Annotated in this window: 15 protein-coding genes and 1 pseudogene; 7 read left to right on the forward strand and 9 right to left on the reverse strand. The window is 70.1% G+C overall.

Annotation, left to right across the window (positions count from 1 at the left end; genetic code table 11):
- Positions 1–29: 29 nt before the first annotated feature.
- Positions 30–1,241 carry a HupE/UreJ family protein gene (locus AWQ71_RS22880; protein WP_067136439.1) on the reverse strand — a complete coding sequence of 404 codons (1,212 nt, stop codon included), beginning with the start codon at positions 1,239–1,241 and terminating at the stop codon, positions 30–32.
- Between the two features lie 174 nt (positions 1,242–1,415).
- On the opposite strand from AWQ71_RS22880, the gene AWQ71_RS22885 reads away from it, so the two are divergent.
- Positions 1,416–2,087 carry a type 1 periplasmic-binding domain-containing protein gene (locus AWQ71_RS22885; protein ID WP_067136441.1) on the forward strand — a complete coding sequence of 224 codons (672 nt, stop codon included), beginning with the start codon at positions 1,416–1,418 and terminating at the stop codon, positions 2,085–2,087.
- 341 nt (positions 2,088–2,428) lie between these two features.
- On the opposite strand, the gene AWQ71_RS40445 is transcribed toward AWQ71_RS22885, so the two are convergent.
- From AWQ71_RS40445 to AWQ71_RS22895, 3 genes are all read right to left on the reverse strand, one after another.
- Positions 2,429–4,075, reverse strand: a complete 1,647-nt coding sequence (locus tag AWQ71_RS40445) for a serine/threonine protein kinase (RefSeq protein WP_084259173.1) — start codon at positions 4,073–4,075, stop codon at positions 2,429–2,431.
- 234 nt (positions 4,076–4,309) lie between these two features.
- A complete protein-coding gene (locus AWQ71_RS22890) occupies positions 4,310–4,954 on the reverse strand; it encodes a TetR/AcrR family transcriptional regulator (protein WP_067136447.1) in 645 nt (214 codons plus the stop codon).
- 113 nt (positions 4,955–5,067) lie between these two features.
- Entirely contained in the window at positions 5,068–6,390 is a 1,323-nt protein-coding gene (locus AWQ71_RS22895) for a serine hydrolase domain-containing protein (protein WP_067136449.1), read from the reverse strand.
- 89 nt (positions 6,391–6,479) lie between these two features.
- Here AWQ71_RS22895 and AWQ71_RS22900 point away from each other — a divergent pair.
- A pseudogene (locus AWQ71_RS22900) lies at positions 6,480–7,160 on the forward strand (NAD(P)H-binding protein); the annotation flags it as partial.
- 83 nt (positions 7,161–7,243) lie between these two features.
- Here the strand turns inward: AWQ71_RS22900 and AWQ71_RS22905 are convergent.
- Positions 7,244–7,834, reverse strand: a complete 591-nt coding sequence (locus tag AWQ71_RS22905; RefSeq protein ID WP_157570500.1) for a hypothetical protein — start codon at positions 7,832–7,834, stop codon at positions 7,244–7,246.
- Positions 7,835–8,051: 217 nt separating this feature from the next.
- Positions 8,052–8,384, reverse strand: coding sequence for an ArsR/SmtB family transcription factor (locus tag AWQ71_RS22910; protein WP_067136453.1), 333 nt, complete (start codon positions 8,382–8,384; stop codon positions 8,052–8,054).
- Between the two features lie 115 nt (positions 8,385–8,499).
- On the opposite strand from AWQ71_RS22910, the gene AWQ71_RS22915 reads away from it, so the two are divergent.
- A complete protein-coding gene (locus AWQ71_RS22915; RefSeq protein WP_067136454.1) occupies positions 8,500–9,324 on the forward strand; it encodes an arginase family protein in 825 nt (274 codons plus the stop codon).
- Positions 9,325–9,345: 21 nt separating this feature from the next.
- Here AWQ71_RS22915 and AWQ71_RS22920 read toward each other — a convergent pair whose 3' ends face one another.
- On the reverse strand, positions 9,346–10,629 hold the full coding sequence (locus tag AWQ71_RS22920; RefSeq protein ID WP_067136455.1) for an acyltransferase family protein: 1,284 nt from the start codon (positions 10,627–10,629) through the stop codon (positions 9,346–9,348).
- A gap of 285 nt (positions 10,630–10,914) precedes the next feature.
- On the opposite strand from AWQ71_RS22920, the gene AWQ71_RS22925 reads away from it, so the two are divergent.
- A complete protein-coding gene (locus tag AWQ71_RS22925; protein WP_067136456.1) occupies positions 10,915–12,771 on the forward strand; it encodes an asparagine synthase-related protein in 1,857 nt (618 codons plus the stop codon).
- A gap of 25 nt (positions 12,772–12,796) precedes the next feature.
- Here AWQ71_RS22925 and AWQ71_RS22930 read toward each other — a convergent pair whose 3' ends face one another.
- On the reverse strand, positions 12,797–13,747 hold the full coding sequence (locus tag AWQ71_RS22930) for an alpha/beta fold hydrolase (RefSeq protein ID WP_067136458.1): 951 nt from the start codon (positions 13,745–13,747) through the stop codon (positions 12,797–12,799).
- Between the two features lie 88 nt (positions 13,748–13,835).
- Between AWQ71_RS22930 and AWQ71_RS22935 the strand changes: the two genes are divergently transcribed.
- A complete protein-coding gene (locus AWQ71_RS22935; RefSeq protein ID WP_067136462.1) occupies positions 13,836–14,441 on the forward strand; it encodes a TetR/AcrR family transcriptional regulator in 606 nt (201 codons plus the stop codon).
- Between the two features lie 24 nt (positions 14,442–14,465).
- Here AWQ71_RS22935 and AWQ71_RS22940 read toward each other — a convergent pair whose 3' ends face one another.
- Positions 14,466–15,392 (reverse strand): GNAT family N-acetyltransferase, encoded by a 927-nt coding sequence (locus AWQ71_RS22940; RefSeq protein ID WP_067136465.1) that lies wholly within the window; start codon positions 15,390–15,392, stop codon positions 14,466–14,468.
- Between the two features lie 192 nt (positions 15,393–15,584).
- Between AWQ71_RS22940 and AWQ71_RS22945 the strand changes: the two genes are divergently transcribed.
- Positions 15,585–16,217: a hypothetical protein gene (locus tag AWQ71_RS22945; RefSeq protein ID WP_067136467.1), complete on the forward strand. Its 633-nt coding sequence runs from the start codon at positions 15,585–15,587 to the stop codon at positions 16,215–16,217.
- 115 nt (positions 16,218–16,332) lie between these two features.
- Positions 16,333–18,075 (forward strand): pyruvate dehydrogenase, encoded by a 1,743-nt coding sequence (locus AWQ71_RS22950; RefSeq protein WP_067136469.1) that lies wholly within the window; start codon positions 16,333–16,335, stop codon positions 18,073–18,075.
- The last annotated feature ends 34 nt before the right edge of the window (positions 18,076–18,109 follow it).

The raw sequence follows: 18,109 nt of genomic DNA on the forward strand, positions 1-18,109 counted from the left end.
TTGCGCTTGCCGGAAGTTGTGACGTGATCTCAGATTTCGAGAACGCGTTGCACGAACCACACCAGGCCCATCACGGACACACCCGTCGCGATGGCGCCCGTCGCCCACAGCCCCGCGGCCGGTCGGCGGTGGCGCAGCAGGGCGAGCAGCGGGAAGACGACGATGATGATCGCCAGCTGGACGACCTCGATGCCCACGTTGAAGACGAGCAGCGACCACAGAAGCGTCCACGACCAGGCCTGGTCGATCCCCAGGGCCGCGGCGAAGCCGAGACCGTGCACGAGGCCGAAGCAGAAGACCACCGCGAGCCGGGACCAGCCCGCGCGGTCCAGGGCGAGGTGGCCGTGCCCGACCGTCTCGAGATCTGTGGCGTGCGACCGGCGTCGCCAGATCCGCCACAGATGCCAGCCCGCCACGACCGAGATCGAGAGGGCGATCACCGGCTCGACGACCGACCCGGGCACCTCCACGAGGCCGAGAGCGGCGAGGACGAAGGTCACCGAGTGGGCCAGTGTGAAGGTCGTCGCCGCCAGCACGATCTCGCGCAGGCGGCGTGATCCCGCGATGAGCGCCAGCAGGAACAGGATGTGGTCGATTCCGTCGAGCAGGTGCTCGGCTCCGAGCCGGAAGAACTGCCAGAACCGTTCGATCCAGGACTGCTGCGTGGAGAACGACCGATGCTGAGCGTCGAGGGCGGTGCTTCCGGACTGCAGGTCGAGGTCGTAGGTGACGATCGTCTTGCTGTCACGTACATAGCCCTCGGAACCCGGGAACAGTCCGCTGCGTACTTCGTGCGCTTCGGCGGACTCCGGGCACCGGTAGTCGAGGGCCAGCAGCGCGTACGGGACGCCCTCGCGTCGCCCGATCGTGAAGTCGCCGTCCCGGGCCGGGGCGCACGCGCCACCTCCGGCCGTGACGCCGAAGCGCTTGGTCACGTACGCGACGACCGAGTCGGCGTGGGTGTTGAGCGCGGCGGCCTGCTCCGCGGCGTCACCGGACTCGAACGCCGCGGTGCCAGCTCGGAAGAGCTGATCATTCTTCTCGTTGTCGGCGGCGGAGACGATGAGCAGGTCGTACTCCAGCTGGAGCTCGGTGCGGACGTGCCCGGCCTCGGTCGAGGTGAGGTCGGCGTACACGGTCGAGGTGAACCCGTGGGCGAGAGCGGGCGCGGCACTGAGCAGGACGGCCACGGCTACGGCGGCGATGATGGCACCGGCACGACGCCGTGCGGCGGGGGACATATGACTCCTTTTCTGGTTTGGTGTACGAAATCTGCTCGACTCAGATGAACGAGTGGCCTCTCGCACGCGAACTCGCGACGAACCAAACCCGGCGGAGGCAGCCTCAGCTCCGAAGGCCGCAAACAATGCGGTAGGAAGTATGCGCACTTCCCGCCATACCGGAGGACGATCCCTATGCGCCCTCGACTTCTGCCTGCCGGCACACTGGCCGCGGCAGTCGCGACCGCCCTACTGATCAGCGGATGCGGCTCCGGCGACGACTGGTCCCGGCCGCACGCGAAGCCCAGCGCCGTCGGCACCCCCGGCCCGGGGTTCTTCCCGGCCGCGTCGCCCGCCCCGGAAGCGACGATCACGCCACGACCCGGCTCGTGGAACGGGGTCCGCCCGTCGGAGGGCTACCGGGTGGTGCTGCTCACCGCGGGGGACGACCCCCAGACCAAAACACTGGTGAACGCCGTGACGGAGTGGGCCGAGGAGGAGAACGTCAGCCTCAAGACCCTCACGGCCACGGAGCCGGACCAGTTCATCCCGCGCATCAGCAGCGCGATCAAGATGAAACCCGACCTCATCATCAGCGCCGGCAACGACCTCATCGACCCCCTGGCCATGGTCAGTCCCAACCACCTCGACCAGCAGTTCCTCGTGGTCGGCGCCGAGCTGGCCGAGCCCACGGGGAACGTCACCGCCGCCGACTGGACCGGTGCGTCGTTCCGCGGCGAGGGGCTCGGCATGTCGTCGACGTACGATCCCGCCACCTTCACTCCCGAGCGTGCCGGGCGCGCCGTCCGGGCCGGCGCCGCGGCGGTGCTCAACGGCCTGACCGGCCTGGTGATCTGGATCGACTAGTGCCCCTCCCGCCAATTTTTGCCCCGTCGCGTCGCCCAGGGCGGCACCTCGCTGCGTTGACGCCCCACCCACGAAAAGTCCTCGCAGGCTCGGACTTTCCGCGGGGCCCGGGATTGTCGGCCGTAGGCTCCGCTACGGCCTCCTCCTCCGCCTTGCGATGCACCACCCTGGATCACCGCTCCGTCCGGGCAAACCTTGCCGGTCACGGCACTAGACCGGGCCGCCGCCGTCCGCCGCCTTGTGATCCGGGAACGGTTCGACCCTGGTCGTGGACGGCCGCGGCCACCGGGGCGCTCGGCGACATCCGTCGCCGCCTGAGCCCAGCGCCCCTCGCCTGGTGGTCAGGACGACATGCAGGTGTCCCCTTGCGCACGGACGTTCGGGTGGCCGGGGTAAGCCCACTGGCATACGTTCGTCATGGTGACCGGAGCTCCAGCAGAGCCATAAGTTCCACCAGACCCATAGGTTCCACCGGGGCCGTAAGTTGCACCAGAGCCATAAGTTCCACCAGGAACATAAGTTCCGCCAGAGCCATAGCACCAGTAGTTGCCCGTGCTGCCCACGGCGCCGATATATCCCTGACTCTGGCAGTAGGCGCTCACGTCGCTTTGCGACACGGTCCCGAGCACCCTCGGACCTGAAGGAGTCGGCTCTCGTCCGTTTGACGATGGCTGCTCCTGTCCGCTTGACGGCGATCGCCTTCCCGCGTCCGGTCGTGGCCGGTCCGCTGATGGTTGTGGCCGCTCCTTTGCCGGTGAGGACGGCTTCTGGGTTGGCTTCTGGGATGCCGAAGGCTTTGAGTCCGGCGCATCGTCTGAGCGTCGCGGGTTCTGCCGCTCCGCCTTGTCGACCTTCGGAACTTTCTGGCGCCGTGCAGACGGCGACTCGGTCTGGCCCGCCGTGGCGCCGGCCGGGCTGGGCGATGCCGGGGTACCGCCACCGGAGGGCGATGTGGAATGCAGCGCCTGTGATGCGGCGAAGTCCTCTGCTCCTTGACCGGGGGTGGCGACGAAGTAGGTGATGCCCAGGGCCGCGAGCAGCGGCAGGACCGCGGCACCGATCAGGACAAGGTGCCGGCGCTTGCCGTTCTCGGCCGGTGCTCTGTCGCTCCCATCTTGTCGGCGGGCGCCGTTGGCGGGCTCGCTGACCACAGAGTTTCCGGTTCGCCAGGCCGAACTGGGCAGGCCGCGTAAGCCATCCACGACCTCCGCCGCGGTCGGCCGCCGGGCCGGGTCCTTGGCCAGGCACGCGCGGACGATGGCGCCGAGCCGGCCGTCCAGTCCGTCCAGATTCGGCTGGTCGTGGAGGATCGACCGTATGATCGCGGGGATCGAGTCACCGCTGAAGGCCCTCTTCCCGGTGGCGGCGAAGACTATCGTCGCTCCCCAGGCGAACAGGTCGACCGCAGGTGCGATCTTGCCGCCCGAGAGTTGCTCGGGCGCCATGTAGCCAGGGCTGCCCACGACCTGGCTGGTGGTGACCGATCGGCTGATGTCCAGTGCCCGGGCGATCCCGAAGTCGATCACCACTGGGCCGTCCGGGCCGAGCAGGACGTTACCCGGCTTGAAATCCCGATGGACCACATCCGCCTGGTGGATCGCGGCCAGCGCCGTCGCCGTGTTGAGCGCCAGCCGTTCCAGCGCCGCCTCGCTACGTGGGCCCGTATTGAGCACCGACTCCTGCAGTGACGGCCCGTCCACGAATTCGCTGACGATGTAGGGCCGCTCGTTCACGAAACCGCTGTCGAGCACCTTTGCCGTGCAGAACAGGGCCACCCGCTTGGCGATTTCGACCTCGCTCAGAAAACGGGCCCTGGCCATCTTGTCGATGGCCAGGTGCGGGTGGAGCAGCTTTACCGCCACTCGCTGCCCCGGAACCGCGCTACCCACATAAACTGTGCCCTGACCGCCGACCCCGAGTCGGCCTTCAAGGCGGTACGGCCCCACCGCTTCCAAATCCGATGGCAGCAGAGCCATCCACTCGGGCACATGTCCTCCAGCGTCGAATGGGGGGATCTTGTCCACGGCCGCCCTCTGAACAGTGGCTATGCATGGTTCGGATCCAGAGAGGGCGCCGATTGAACAGGACGCCGCGCGAGCAAATAGACAATATCGTCTCTTTATGATTCGTGGCAGGGGAAATGCGTTGATTTCATCGCTTGGGTGGGTCCGAAATCGCGGATTCGCCGGACTTGCCCGGTAAGGCAGTCTTTGTCCCTCGGGTCAGGCGTGGCCCGTGCCGACACCGAAGGCGCCGCAGTCCCAGAGGGTGCGGACATGCGCGATCAGTTGAGGAGTCACGGCGCGCAGACCTTCACGGTCGTTCTCCGCGACCGGGACTGTGACCAGAGCGCTGGTGGCGGCGACGAGCATGCGGCAGGTCAGCAGGCCCTGATCGTCGATGACCCCCAGAGCATCGGCGTAGAAGGAGGTCATGAACTCGTTGAGCTCGCGCCGGTGGGCGACGGCTTCAGGGCCTGCGGCGTAGACCTCGACCAGGTAGATGCGGGTGTAAGGCCACTCCGCTTCGAGCGCTTCGAGGTAGACGGTGATGGCGCGCTCGTAGCCTTCCATCGGGTCGCCGCCCTTGTCGAAGGTCCCGATCGCGCCCATGACCTGTGCGAAGATCAGTTCACACGCATGGTCGAACGCGGCCATGAAGCAGTCGAGTTTGGAACCGAACAGCCGATAGAAGCTCAGGCGGGACACCCGGGCATGCTTGAGAACATCCTCAACGGATGTGGCGGCATACCCTTTCCGCGCCATGACCTCGGCCATCGCCCGGCAGAGGCGCTCGCGCTGCAGCCGATCCACCTCTTCCGGCGGCAACGCGTTCCGCCCTCGGGGCAACCGGTGCGAGCTCGACATCACATCCGCTCACTTTAAAGCAGCCGGACACCTTCCCCTGGAGTCCGGCCGCATCTGGGGAACACACCGAGTGCGCAGAAAGGGACGATATTTCTGCGGAGCGCGCCGGCGATTCAGCGGATCCGTCTGGCCGCCCTACCGCTCAGGTGCAGGAACGCGACCTCGCCCGCGTCGTCTCGAAGGAAGCGGCCGACGGCACGCCGCGGGTCGGGGGCGAGCGCGACGTCGTCACCGCCCTCGACCAGCGCGAGCGGTATGTCAGGCATGCCCTCCACGCCCGCGGCCACCAGTTCGGGGCGGAGCACGAACCGCGCGGTCAGCTGCTCGTCGACCTCGAAGGTCCACTGCCCCGCGTCGTAGCTGCCCGCGTACTCCGGCTCGGGTTCGCGCAGCGTCAGCCGTACGGCCCGCGGTGTGGCGCCGAGGAGGTGCTCCAGGCACCAGTCGGTCACCAGGTTGCCCAGCGCCTTGCCGGGGGCGGAATTGGTGAGCGTGGTGACGGCGAAGCCGTGCTCGGGCGCCAGGACGAACGAGGACAACTGGAGGTTGCCGATGTTGCCGCCGTGCGTGACCAGCCGCACGCCGGCCTGCTCGTCCAGCAGCCACGGCAGCCCGATGCCGGTCCACGGCACGCCGACCGGGACGTGCTCCCTCTGCATCAGCTCCCTGGTGGCGGCCCCGACCGGCTCGTCACCGCTCGCGCCCAGGTGGAAGGCGGCGTAGCGGAGCTGGTCGCGCACCGACGACACCAGCCCGCCCTCGGGCATGCTGTCGCGGAACAGTCCCCACATGTGCGCGACCTGCGGGCCGTCCTCTCGTACGGTGTGCCCGACGGCGTGCGGTCGCGTCGCCACCTCCCAGGGGAAGAAGAAGCTGGAGCTCATGCCCAGAGGTTCGAGCACGATCCGGCGGACCGCGTGCTCGTACGGCTCGCCGCACACGACCTCGATGACCCTGCCGAGCAGCCGGAACGCGGCGTTGTTGTACGAGGCGAGCGCGCCGGGCGGGAAGAGCTGGGGGAGCTGGTCGTAGGCGTCGATCGCAGCGGCCAGCGCGCCGGTGTCCCAGCTCTCGCCGTCGTCGATGTCGCCGAGGAATCCGCCGGTGTGGGTGAGCAGGTGCCGGATGGTCAGCTCGTCCGCGGCCCGCTCGTCGGAGAGCCGGAAGCCGGGCAGGTACTGCCGTACCCGCCCGTTCAGGTCGAGCCGGCCGCGTTCGACGAGGTGCATGGCCGCTGTCGCCGTGACCGTCTTGGTGGTCGACCCGATCTGGAACAGCGTGTCGCCCGTCACGGGGGCCGGCGCGTCGACGCTGGTGACGCCGGTGGTGAGGACGTGCTCCGCGCCGTCGAAGAGCACGCCGACGGCGGCGCCGGGGACCTGAAGGGATTTCGCCTCGCGGTCCAGCAGGCTCTGCAGGTGGGTGAGGTCAGCCATCCGTTCATCCTGCTGATGTTGAGAGCGCTGGACTTCGTCGGTCCGCACCATTTCCGCCGCGCTCTTCGTCCAGGAGTCCGGACGCCGTCGTCCGTGACCCCGCGCGGGCTCCGGAGGGCGTCCCGGTACGGCGGGGCGACTACGACGACTGGGCGAGCCTGCGGGCGGCGTTCGACGGAGCCGACCGGCTCCTGCTCAGCTCCTCGCCGGAACTCGACCCGGCCCGGAGGATCGCGTACCACTTGGCCGCTGTGGACGCCGCCGTCGAGGTGGGCGTCGGGGCCGTCGCCTACACCGGCTTCCTGGGCGCCGGCGCAGTCGCCACGGGCGTCACCGAGGCGCATCACGCCACAGAGAAGGCCGAACGCGACAGCGGCCTGCCGTACACGCTGCTACGGCACCCCTACTACGGTGACGCGTTCGTCCCGGAGCCGTCGGGCGGAGAGCTGACCGGCAGCACGGGGGGCCGGGGGCTGAACACCGCGTTTCGATCCGACCTGGCCGAGGCGGCGGCGAACGTGCTGACCACCGACGGCCACCACGGCCGGGCCTACGACTTCACCGGTCCCCTGTGGAGCTACCCCGAGCTGGCGGACGCGCTGGGCATGACGTACCGGGAGGTGCCCGACTCCGGGCCGGGACCAATGGCCTGGCTCAACGCCCAGGTGCGGGCGGGTGCGCTCGAATACCAGAGCGATGACCTCGAACGGGTGCTCGGCCGGCCCGCCGAGTCGATGATCGCCCGGCTGCGGAGCGCGCCGCGGGCCTGATCGCATGACGTATGAGGTCTTCGGCGCCGTCTCATGCTCCGCGTTCTCACACATAACCAGGGCCGGTTCTGAAGACGGGCGGTCTATCCGCACACCCCGGGGAGGTCGCACACCTTCTTCGCCATCTTCTTCGCGTCGCCGGCGAGCGCCTTCCTCAGTGCGCGATCGCCGAGGAGGCGGCCATGGCGATCGCCGCGGTCCGCGAAGTCGGAGTAGAAGAAGACGGCGCTTCCCCGCCGCGCCACCGCCCACATCGTGGGGGGCATGGATTTATCGATCTTCCCCTTCGCGTAGGCGTGGCCGGTGACGGACACGGCCTCGTCCCCGACCGACAACGGCGTGGCGGTGTACCGGTCCGAGCCACGCGAGCAGCGCTTCAGCTCGGCGCGTAGCTTGGCGAGGACCGCCTTGGCGGACGTGGCGTTCCGGTAGAGGACAAGCTGTTCGCCACTGACGGAGGGAGCGCTGGTCAGGTGTGTGATGGTACGCATCGCGACCCGGCCGTCGCGGGGCTTCCCCTTCGTGGGGCAGGGGTTGAGATCGAGCTGGAGGGACGGCTTGTCGCTGATCTTCCACCATTCCTCGTCATCCAACGGTGGTGGGATGACCTTCCTTGCCTTCGCCTCGGTCAGCAGGAACCCCTTGGGGATCTCGGCGGCGCTCGCGTGGGCCACGCCGGTTCCGCCCAGTACCGATCCGAACACCAATGCCGTCGCTATAACGTGTTTGATCACAACTGTGAGATGCGTGATCTTCCCGACAAGTTTGCTAGGACTGTGATCTTTTCCGCATTCCGAACAGGAAGCGGGTCTTCGCGTCGCCGGCGAGCGCCTTCCTCACGCCTGCCGCTGCCTCGGCATGAGAAGATTACGACACATCGTGATATGTCAATCAGATGGTGGCGTCGATCGCTCGCGCCAGCTGCGCCAGTCGCTCCTCGTCGCGCCGATAGTGAGTCCACTTGCCCACCCGGGTGGGCCGCACGAGTCCCGCCCGTTCGAGCGTGCTCATGTAGCTGGAGACGGTCGACTGCGCGAGGCCCGACCTCGCCTGGATATGCGTGACGCACACACCGACCGACTGACGGTCCGCGATCGGCGCGTGCTCGTCGAAGTGCGTGTCGGGATCCTTCAGCCACTGCATGATCTGCAAACGGGCAGGGTTGCCGAGGGCCTTGAACACCTCGATCAGATCACCCGGATCGAATCCCGCCGTCGCGGCCATACGCCACCCTTCCCGTCGGACATTCCGACACACCACGATATCTCGATATCGAATCCGCAGTGCTCTGACTGACGGTCACCCCCGTCGTGTGAACAGGCTCTGAAATGATCAGATCATGCTTCCGACCACGGTCATCCAGGTACCGCAGTGGCAGGGATCGGGCGTCACCGATGCTCGGCGCCTCGCACGCGGCTCCGCACTGCTCGCCTCTCTGGTGCAGGCCACCCGTATCGTCCAGGTATCCGTCCCTGACGCCGAGGGCGTCGAACGGGACGGCGTGCGTGCTCTGGACGTGCTGACCACCGTCGCCGCCCGGACCCGCGCCGCCCTTGAGAAAGCGGGTGCGGCCCCGGTGGTGACGGTCGGCGGCGACTGCGGAGTCGAGCTGGAGCCCGTGTCGGCCGCCCTGGGCCGGTACGGGGATGCGCTCGCCGTCGTCTGGTTCGACGCCCACGGCGACCTCAACACCCCCGCTTCCTCACCCTCGCACGCCTTCCACGGCATGGTCCTGCGCACCCTGCTGGGCGAGGGGCACCCCGATCTGGTTCCCGCACGAGCGCTCCGGCCCGAACAGGTGATTCTCGCGGGCGCCCGCGCGCTGGATCCGGCAGAGCTGGCTTATGTCGCCGACGCGAAGATCGCCTGGCATGCCGTCGCCGACCTGGCGTCCTCGCCCGACGCCCTGGTTGCGGCCGTGGCCGCGACCGGAGCAACGGCCGTCTACATCCACATCGATCTCGATGTCCTCGACCCGGGACGGTTCGGCTCGCTGAGCTGTCCCGAGGCCGGCGGCCTCACCATCGAGGCGTTGCGTGAGGCCGTGCGGGCGCTCACTGCCCGCTTCGTACCGGCGGGCCTGGGCATCACCGAGTACGCCCCGCACCGCGAGGAGGACCAGGCCGTCCTCGCCTCACTCGTACCGGCGCTTTTACACAGCTGATCATCCGGCCCGGCATGCTCTTCACCGCCCGTTCTGGAACCAGGCATCGCTGCGAAGGCCGAACAGGAAGCGGGCCGGGCGGGTGCGGCGCACCACCAGTTCGTACGCGGCGACCGTCAGGGCGAGCGAGGCCGCCACGATCGCGACGTACTTGACCGGCATCGCGGCGTCCCACCGGACCACGCCGTACGCGACGGCGACGAGGATCGGCTGGTGGAGGATGTACAGCGGCAGCACGGCGGCGGCCAGGTAGCCGTACAGCCGCCTGCCGCGGCCGGCCCGCGGCGGCGCCGGTTGCGGCCCTCCGGAGCCGCCCCCCGGTGCGGCCGAAGGAAGTGGGGACTCGGGGTTCCGCGCGGTGCGGCGGCGGTCGAGCAGGCCCAGGATCGCGACCAGGCAGCACCAGCCGGCCGCGCCGTACAGCGCGCGGACCGCGATCGCGAGCGCGGTCATGTCGGTGAAGGGATTCGCGCCGGGAGCGTCGCCGGCGATCAGGAAGCCCGGCATTCCGATCGCCAGCAGAACGAGCGCGGAGCCGAGCGCGGGACGGGCGTCCCGGCGCATCGCGACGCGGAACCGGTCGTCGGAGGCGAGCACGAACCCGTACAGGAAGAACAGCAGGTACGCCCAGCGGCTCCACCCGGCGAACGGCTCCTCCATGCCCGCCAGGGCGGTGATCAGCGCGATCGGGAGCGCCGGAAGCGCGAGGATCGCCCCGCGCGTCCGCACGGCGGCGGCCAGCCGTTCGCGGATCCGGCGGCCGGGCTCGCGCGGCAGCCAGCGGGCCAGCGGGGCGAGCAGGAGCGCGTACGCGAGCAGCATCACCACGAACCACAGATGGCCGGACTCGAAGTGCTCGCCCTGCACGATGAAGGGGAACTCCGACAGGTCCAGCCGTACGTCGAAGAAGCGTGGCAGGAAGCGCGGGTACGACTCCCGATAGGCGGGATCGGCCCGCAGCCGCAGCCACTGCGGCACCGGGAGGAGGGCGACGGTCGCGAAGACCAGGGGCACGCCGAGCCGCAGCAGCCGTTCCACCACGAACCCGGCGGGCCCGCGACGCCGGAGGGAGTGCCACGAACCGAGACCGGCGATGAGGAAGAGCATCGGCATCGCCCACACCACGGCCAGGCCCGCCACGACCGTGGTCGCCTCGGTGGTCTCGGCGTTCTTGACGTAGTAGGCGTTGCGTGTGTCGAACACCAGCGCCGCGTGGAAGAACACCAGCCCGACCACCACGAGTGCGCGGATGGTGTCCAGCTCCGGCCGCCGCGTCTGCGGCGGATCGGGGTGCGCCGTCGTCATCCTGCCTCCGCCGGGTCCGTGACAGCCGGGTAGCCGCCGTGCGTGACAGGGTCAGTTTGCTGCCATTTGCGGCACGCCGCCAGAACTCGGCGAGCGTGCCGGGACGCGGGTGCGGATCGGTTGTGACGCGTTCTCACCAACCTTTTCCTGACCGCCGGCGTCTCTTACGGGTATGCGATTCGCGATCTATCGGAACACAGTCATGGCCGGGCCCGGTCGTTCCCGGACACCGGTTCCCCTTCATCTCGACGGCGGTACGGGCCGCCGGGCGGCGGGGGTGGCACGTTGCGCGTTCATCTAGGCGTCGCGGCCAGGCGCGCCGGTGTCCCACTACCGCCCGCGGCCCTCACCGCGGCCCGCGAGGCCATAACGCGGGCCTTCCCGGTACCCGCCGAGACCGTCGTCGCGGGCGAATGGCAGTCCGCGCGCGGTGACATCTCGCTGCTCTCCTGGTCCAACGAACCAGAGGACCACGGTCTGCCGGTGATGCTGCGGCGTGACGGCCGGGTGGCGGGCGTCACGGGACATCTCGCCAGGCCACCGGACGCCGGCACGCTGCTCGCGGCCGCACGGCTGGGTGAGACGGCCGGCCGCACCGGCGGCTGCTTCTCGGTCCTGCGGGCCGGCGACGACGATCTGGCCGCGGCGACGGGCAGCACGGGAGCCTGCCCGATCTTCTACGCGGAAACTCCGGAGGTTCACGTCGTCGGCACCCGCGCCCTGCTGGTCCACCTGGTCGCGCAGGCCGCCCGGACCGGCTCGGCACGGCCCGAGGTCGTCTGGAACCTGCCGGCGCTTGAGTCGATGGTGCGGACGGGGTACTTCCTCTCCGACGAGACCCCGTTCGAGGGTGTGACGGCGCTGCCGCCCGGCGGCGAGATCAGGATCGCCGGGGGGCGCCGCATCGTCACCGTCGTCCCGCTGCCGGTGGCGCGTCCCATGCCGACGTCCCGGCGCGACATCCGCGCCCAGGTCGGCGAGCTGGCCGACGCGCTGCTCTCGTCGGTCGAGCCGCTGCTCGGCACGGCCGAGCCGGTACGGCTCTCGCTCACCGGAGGCCGGGACAGCCGGCTGCTCGCCGCCTTGCTGCACGGCGCCGGCATCCCCTTCGTCGCCACGACGAGCGGGAACGACGGCGACCCGGACGTGGAGCTCGCGCGGCGCGTCGCCGCGGCGCTGGGCGTCGAGCATCGCGTCCACCGGCCGAAACGGTCCCCGGACGGCGGGAGCGTCGTCGTCCCGCATCCGCTGGTTCGCGCGCACAACGTCCGGTACGCCTGCGAGGGCATGCTGTCGGCGTACGAGAACGTGCCGGGACCGGCGCGCTTCGATCCGGCGCCGCGCATGTCGGGGCACGGCGGGGAGATCCTGCGCGCCGGGTTCCTGCACAACCAGGAGGACCCCGGCCACAAGGCGGTCAGGCGCCGGATGGAGGGCTTCTACGCGAAGAACGCGGACCTGCTGACCGAGCGGGCCAGGGAGCACACCCGGGCGCTGGCCGCCCCGTGGCTGACCCGGTGCCACGAGAATCCGGCCGAGGCGCTCGACCACTTCTACGTCACGTATCGCGTGGGGCGGTGGCACGCCGCCTCGCGCGCCTCGCTGCTGCGCACGAGCCGGCCGATCCCGCCGTTCCTGGACAACCGTGTCGTCCGCACCGCGCTCAGCATGGACCCGCTGTGGCGGCGTTCCGAGGATGTCGTCCACCGGGTGATCGACCACTTCGCGCCGGAGCTGCGCGGCATCCCGATCGAGGGCAGGCCGTGGCGTTTCGAGGTGGAGCGTTCCGACCACGGCTTCGTGAACCGGATCCTGCGCCGGCGCGCACGGACCCGGCCTCCCGTCGCCGGCACGGCCGGGGGAGCGGGCGGCGGGAAGCCGTGGAACTGGCGGTTGACGCCCTCCGAGGAGCTGGCCGGCCTGCTGCGCGAGGGCGTCGCCGCCACGGGTGAGGCGCGGGTACGCGAGAGGCTGGCGAGTCTCGTCGAGGACGACGAGCTCGGCCGGATTCTCGCGATCCTCCCGCGGCGGCGGATGGACGTGGTCTGGAACCTGTACACGGTCGCGACCATGATGGCCGACGCGTTCTCGGACCCCTCGCCTCCCCGGCTCGCGCCGCTGCGGATCCCCCGTCCGGGCTGAGTACGGCTTTCGCCGGCCACGGCGGTCAGGCGTGGCCGGCGTCGTCCGCGTCAAGCTGGTCGATGAAGGCGAGGACCCGGGTGCCGACCCGCTCCGGGAACTCGCCGTTGAGGGCGTGGGAGGCGTCGGGCCACAGCTCGACGACCCCTTGGGCGAGCAGCCGGCGGGCGCGGTCTGCGGCCCGGTCCGGGTTGTGGATGATGCTGCGTCCGGCGATCACGGCGAGGGTCGGCACGTCGACCGCGGCGACCTGCTCGTCCGAGAAATACGTCGGCGGGGGCAGGAAGGAGGTGAACTCGCGCATCCCCGCGGAGATCAGGTCGGCGACCGGCTCGTCGCCGGAGAGGTCGGCTCCGCCGGAGATCCAGCTCAGCAGCCGCAGCCGCCACGACTCGGGGAGCGGTCCGATCGATCCCAGGGAGACGGCGACCGCCTTCCAGGTGATCCGGCCGAACAGGTTGGCGGGGTCGAGCAGGCTCAGGGAGGCGACCTTCTCCGGAGCGTGCCTGGCGAGCTGAAAGGCGGTCCACCCGCCGATCGACACCCCGAGCAGGTGCGTCCGGTCGAGGCCGAGCCCGGTCAGGAGTTCCGCGAACCACACGCCCTGGTCGGCCGAGCTCGCGAACGGCTTGCTCTGCACCGAGAGGCCGGGCTCGCCGAGCAGGTCGGCCGTGTAGACGGCGCGGCGCGAAGCGGTGAGACCGGCGAGGTTCGGCGCCCACATCGGGGTGGACGCGGTGCGTCCCGGCAGCAGGAGGAGCGGCCTTCCGGCGTCGGCGTCGTCGGCGCCGAAGCGGTAGACGCGCACGGTCCCGAAGCCGGTCGGCACGTCCTGGACCTGGTCGGGCGCCGGAAGGTCGGCCATGGCCCGGTCGTAGTTTCGCCGGTAGCGCGTGTAGGCCGGCGCGTCCGTGAAGTGTCCGAGGCGCCGTCGGTTGAACTCGGCTCCGATGTTGGGCCGCACGAGGTCGTTCACGTACGGGTCCTCCGTTCACCGTTGGCAGTACGATCGTATTGTATCAATATCACGATACGGTCGTATTGCGAAATAGGGAGGGTGGGCTGTGCCCAAGCAGGTCGATCACGCGGCTCGGCGGGAGGAGATCGCCCAGGCGGCGCTGCGGCTGTGCGCGCGAGACGGCCTGGCCGGAGTGACCATCGGGCAGGTCGCGCAGGAAGCCGGCATCTCCAAGGGGCTCGTGCAGCACTACTTCGCCGGGAAGGCCGATCTGCTGCGCGCCAGCGCCCACGTCCTGCGAGGAGAGATCGAGCGCCGCATGCGCGAGGCCGTCCGGGACGCCCGCGGCCCGGCGGACACGCTGCGGCGCGTGCTGATCGCGGTCGTAGAGCTGGGTGTGACCGCTCCGATCCCGCTGCTCGCCGGGCACGCGTTCCTGGCCAGGGCCGTCGCCGATCCGGAGATCCGCGACCTCTATCGCACCGGCGGCGACGCCGTCCATCGCGAGATCGTCGCGCTGCTGGCGGCCTCCGGTCCGGCCCCGGACGTCGACCCCGGCGCAGAGGCGCACGCGCTGCTCGGTCTCGCGCGCGGCCTCTCCGACGGGGTGCTGCTCGGAGACCTCGGCGTGGGTGACGCGGCCGCGATCGTCGACCACCACCTCCGCCGGATCCTGCCGGGGGCCGCGATCGGCTCTGATTCGTCCTCCTGACCGCGGCCTTTCAGGTGACGATCGTCAGGCGTCGTGCGGGCGGGCGCGGCGGAAGCCGTACGTCTCGTGTCGTCGGACGAACCCGAGCGAGGCGTACAGCCCGGCCGCGGCGGTGTTCTCGGCGTTGTGGTTGACGGTGACCGTGGTCATGCCGTCCGCCGCCATGTGTCGCATCGCGGACAGCATGGCGGCGCGGGCGAGGCCGCGGCGCTGGAAGTCGCGATGGGTGCCGACCGGCTCGAAGTGCCCGATCCCGTTCCGCTCGTCCGTCCAGTAGACCGTGAACGCGGCGATCCGCCCCTCGGGCGACTCGACGACGATCTCGCGGGCGGGGTCGTAGCCGGGCTTCGCCATGACCGCCGAGCGGTACAGGTCTCCCGTCCAGCTCTCCTCGAACGAGTTGTTGCGGGCCTCGGCGAGTCCGGCGGCGTCGTCCGGGCGGGCGCCGCGCACGACGAATCCCGCAGGGAGTCGGGGCTCGGCGATCGGGCCGTCCAGATCGCGCTCGTTGACGTGGTCCCAGACGCGGAAGCGGGTGAACCCGAGCCCGGTGAGGAGGTCGGCTCGCACGGTGTCGCAGTCGAAGAGGTCGGTCAGCACGAAGGGCTCGTCCTCGTCCATGAGGCGGCCCGTCGTCTCGTACGCGGTGTGGAGCATGTGTGACTCCGCCGCGGTCCCGCGCAGCGACGGCGCGGTGAACACGTCGAAGGCCGCCCCGAAGCGCAGGTTGATCGCGAGCCCGGCGACACCCCCGGCGTCCTCCCAGACGTGGACCAGCTCGCCGACCGGGCGTCGTCCGCGGAGGTTCTCGTAGATGCGGTGCGGCAGTTCGCCGATGTGGTCGTATCCGCAGCGGCCCGCCTCGGCGATCCAGCCGGCGAAGGTCCGCTGGAGAAGTGGCAGGTCCGCGTCGGCGTAGGGGCGCACGGTGAGGTCGCTGGCGATGGTCACCCGGCCATCATTCCGGGGCGGAACATCCCGCTGCATCCCGTTTTCCGGCGACCTGGCCCGGAGGGGATCGGGGCCATGCGGCACCCCTCAGATCAAATGGAGCGGGAGACTCGCTTGACATCATCGTTCTCTAAAGAGAGCATTGCTCTCGAAATAGAGCGACGCGCTAGCGATTCTCGATGGGAGCCGTCCATGTCCACCCTCAACTCATCCCGTGCTCGGCTGGGTGCCGGTTCTCTCGCTGTGGCCGGGGTGCTGTTCCTCCTCTATCCGGTGGTCCGGCCGTACTCGGACGAGACCACCCTGGCCGGGGCGCGGGCGATGGCCTCGTCGGCCTGGGTCGCGGCGCACCTGTTCGCGGCGGTCGGGTTCGTCCTGCTCACGCTGGGCCTGCTGGCGCTGCACCTCGTGCTCGACCGGCGCCCGTCGCTCACCGCCGTGGTGGTCACGTGGATCGGCGCGGGGCTGACGCTCCCGTACTACGGGGCCGAGGTGTTCGGCCTGAACGTCATCGCCGCCCGCGCCCTCAAGGAGCAGGACGCGTCCCTGCTCTCGCTCGCCGACGACTTCCGGTTCGGCCCCGCGGCGGTCACGATGTTCGGGGCCGGGCTCCTGCTGCTCGGCGTCGGCGTGGTCCTCGCGGCCGTCGCCGTGTGGCGTTCGGGCGTGCTCTCGCGGTGGAGCGCCGTTCCGCTGGCCGTCGGGTTCGCCCTCTTCCTCCCGCAGTTCTTCGGCCCGCCCGCGCTCCGGATGGCGCACGGCGCGCTGATCACCGTCGGCGCCCTGTGGGTGGCCGTGGAGCTGTGGCGGTCCCGCCGCGCCTGACCGCCGCGCCTGAGCGGGCGCCCGCCCCATCCGGAGGCGTCGCGGAGTGACTGCACGGTGCGACGCGGGGCAGGTAGGCGGTCAGGGACAGCGGACCGGTGAGGGGAGACCGTCCATGGCCAGGCAGACCATCGCCGAGCAGTTCGTCGACATCCTCGGCCAGGCGGGCGTACGGCGGATCTACGGTGTCGTCGGAGACAGCCTCAACCCGGTCATCGACGCCATCCGCCGGGCTCCCGGCATGGACTGGGTGCAGGTGCGGCACGAGGAGACGGCCGCCTTCGCGGCGGGCGCCGAGGCCCAGCTCACCGGAAACCTGGCGGCGTGCGCGGGCAGTTGCGGCCCGGGAAACCTGCACCTGATCAACGGTCTGTACGACGCGCACCGGAGCATGGCGCCGGTGGTGGCGCTCGCGGCGCAGATCCCGAGCAGCGAGATCGGCACGGCCTACTTCCAGGAGACGCATCCCGACCGGCTCTTCGCCGAGTGCAGCCACTACTCGGAGCTGATCTCGCACCCCTCGCAGATGCCCCGGGTGCTGCAGACGGCGATCCAGCACGCGGTGGGCCGTTCCGGTGTCTCCGTGGTCAGCCTGCCCGGTGACATCGCGGCCCTTGAGGCGCCGCAGCGGGCGGCCGAGCTGGCGCTGGTCACCCGCCGTCCCACCATCCGCCCGGCGGACGAGGAGATCGACGCGCTGGCCCGGATGGTCGACGACGCCCCGCGCGTGACGCTCTTCTGCGGTAGCGGCACGGCGGGTGCCCACGACGAGGTGATGGCCTTCGCGGAACGGGTGAAGGCGCCGGTCGGCCACGCCCTCCGCGGCAAGGAGTGGATCCAGTACGACAATCCGTACGACGTGGGCATGTCGGGGCTGCTCGGCTACGGAGCGGCGTACGACGCCATGCACGAGGCGGACCTGCTGATCCTGCTCGGCACGGATTTTCCGTACAACGCCTTTCTGCCGGATGACGTGCGCATCGTCCAGGTAGACGTGCGGCCGGAGCATCTGGGCCGCCGGTCCAAGCTGGACCTGGCGGTGTGGGGTGACGCTCGCGAGACGCTGCGGGCGCTGCTCCCGCGCGTGGCCGAGAAGGCCGACCGCAGGTTCCTGGACCGCATGCTGAAGAAGCACGCGGACGCGCTCACCGGCGTCGTGGACGCCTACACCCGCAACGTGGAGGGGCACGTGCCGATCCACCCGGAGTACGTGGCGTCCGTTCTCGACGAGGAGGCCGACGACGACGCCGTCTTCACCGTGGACACCGGCATGTGCAACGTCTGGGCGGCCCGCTACCTCACGCCGAACGGCCGCCGCCGGGTGATCGGCTCCTTCAGCCACGGCTCGATGGCCAACGCCTTGCCGCAGGCGTTCGGCGCCCAGTTCATCGACCGGGACCGCCAGGTCGTCTCGCTCTCCGGCGACGGCGGGTTCTCCATGCTGATGGGCGACTTCCTGTCGCTGGTCCAGTACGGTCTGCCGGTCAAGGTGGTGCTCTTCGACAACTCCGCGCTCAGCATGGTGGATCTGGAGATGATGGTCGCGGGCCTGCGGCCGTACGGCACGACGTATCCGCACACCGACTACGCCGCCATCGCGCGGGCGGCCGGGGCATACGGCGTGCGGGTCGAGGACCCGAAGCAGGTCAGGGACGCGCTGCGCGAGGCGTTCCGCCACGACGGGCCGGTCCTCGTGGACGTCGTCACCGATCCGAACGCCCTCTCCCTGCCGCCGCGCGTCACGGGGGAGCAGCTCGCGGGCTTCGCGCTGTCGGCCGGGAAGATGGTGCTGAACGGCGGTGTCGGGCGGATGGTCCAGATGGCCCGCGCCAACCTCCGCAACATCCCTCGTCCCTGACGCCCTGTGCCTGCCGCCTCCGACAACTCCCATC

The sequence above is a fragment of the Microtetraspora malaysiensis genome (assembly GCF_001528665.1).
GTDB lineage: Bacteria > Actinomycetota > Actinomycetes > Streptosporangiales > Streptosporangiaceae > Microtetraspora_A > Microtetraspora_A malaysiensis.

Bases quoted from the DNA above. Each gene is read 5' to 3' on its own strand.
- AWQ71_RS22895 (WP_067136449.1), bottom strand. From the start codon at position 6,390: ATGGCTGACCTCACCCACCTGCAGAGCCTGCTGGACCGCGAGGCGAAA.
- AWQ71_RS22910 (WP_067136453.1), bottom strand. From the start codon at position 8,384: ATGGCCGCGACGGCGGGATTCGATCCGGGTGATCTGATCGAGGTGTTC.
- AWQ71_RS22885 (WP_067136441.1), top strand. From the start codon at position 1,416: ATGCGCCCTCGACTTCTGCCTGCCGGCACACTGGCCGCGGCAGTCGCG.
- AWQ71_RS22880 (WP_067136439.1), bottom strand. From the start codon at position 1,241: ATGTCCCCCGCCGCACGGCGTCGTGCCGGTGCCATCATCGCCGCCGTA.
- AWQ71_RS22950 (WP_067136469.1), top strand. From the start codon at position 16,333: ATGGCCAGGCAGACCATCGCCGAGCAGTTCGTCGACATCCTCGGCCAG.
- AWQ71_RS22920 (WP_067136455.1), bottom strand. From the start codon at position 10,629: ATGACGACGGCGCACCCCGATCCGCCGCAGACGCGGCGGCCGGAGCTG.
- AWQ71_RS22915 (WP_067136454.1), top strand. From the start codon at position 8,500: ATGCTTCCGACCACGGTCATCCAGGTACCGCAGTGGCAGGGATCGGGC.
- AWQ71_RS22890 (WP_067136447.1), bottom strand. From the start codon at position 4,954: ATGTCGAGCTCGCACCGGTTGCCCCGAGGGCGGAACGCGTTGCCGCCG.
- AWQ71_RS22945 (WP_067136467.1), top strand. From the start codon at position 15,585: ATGTCCACCCTCAACTCATCCCGTGCTCGGCTGGGTGCCGGTTCTCTC.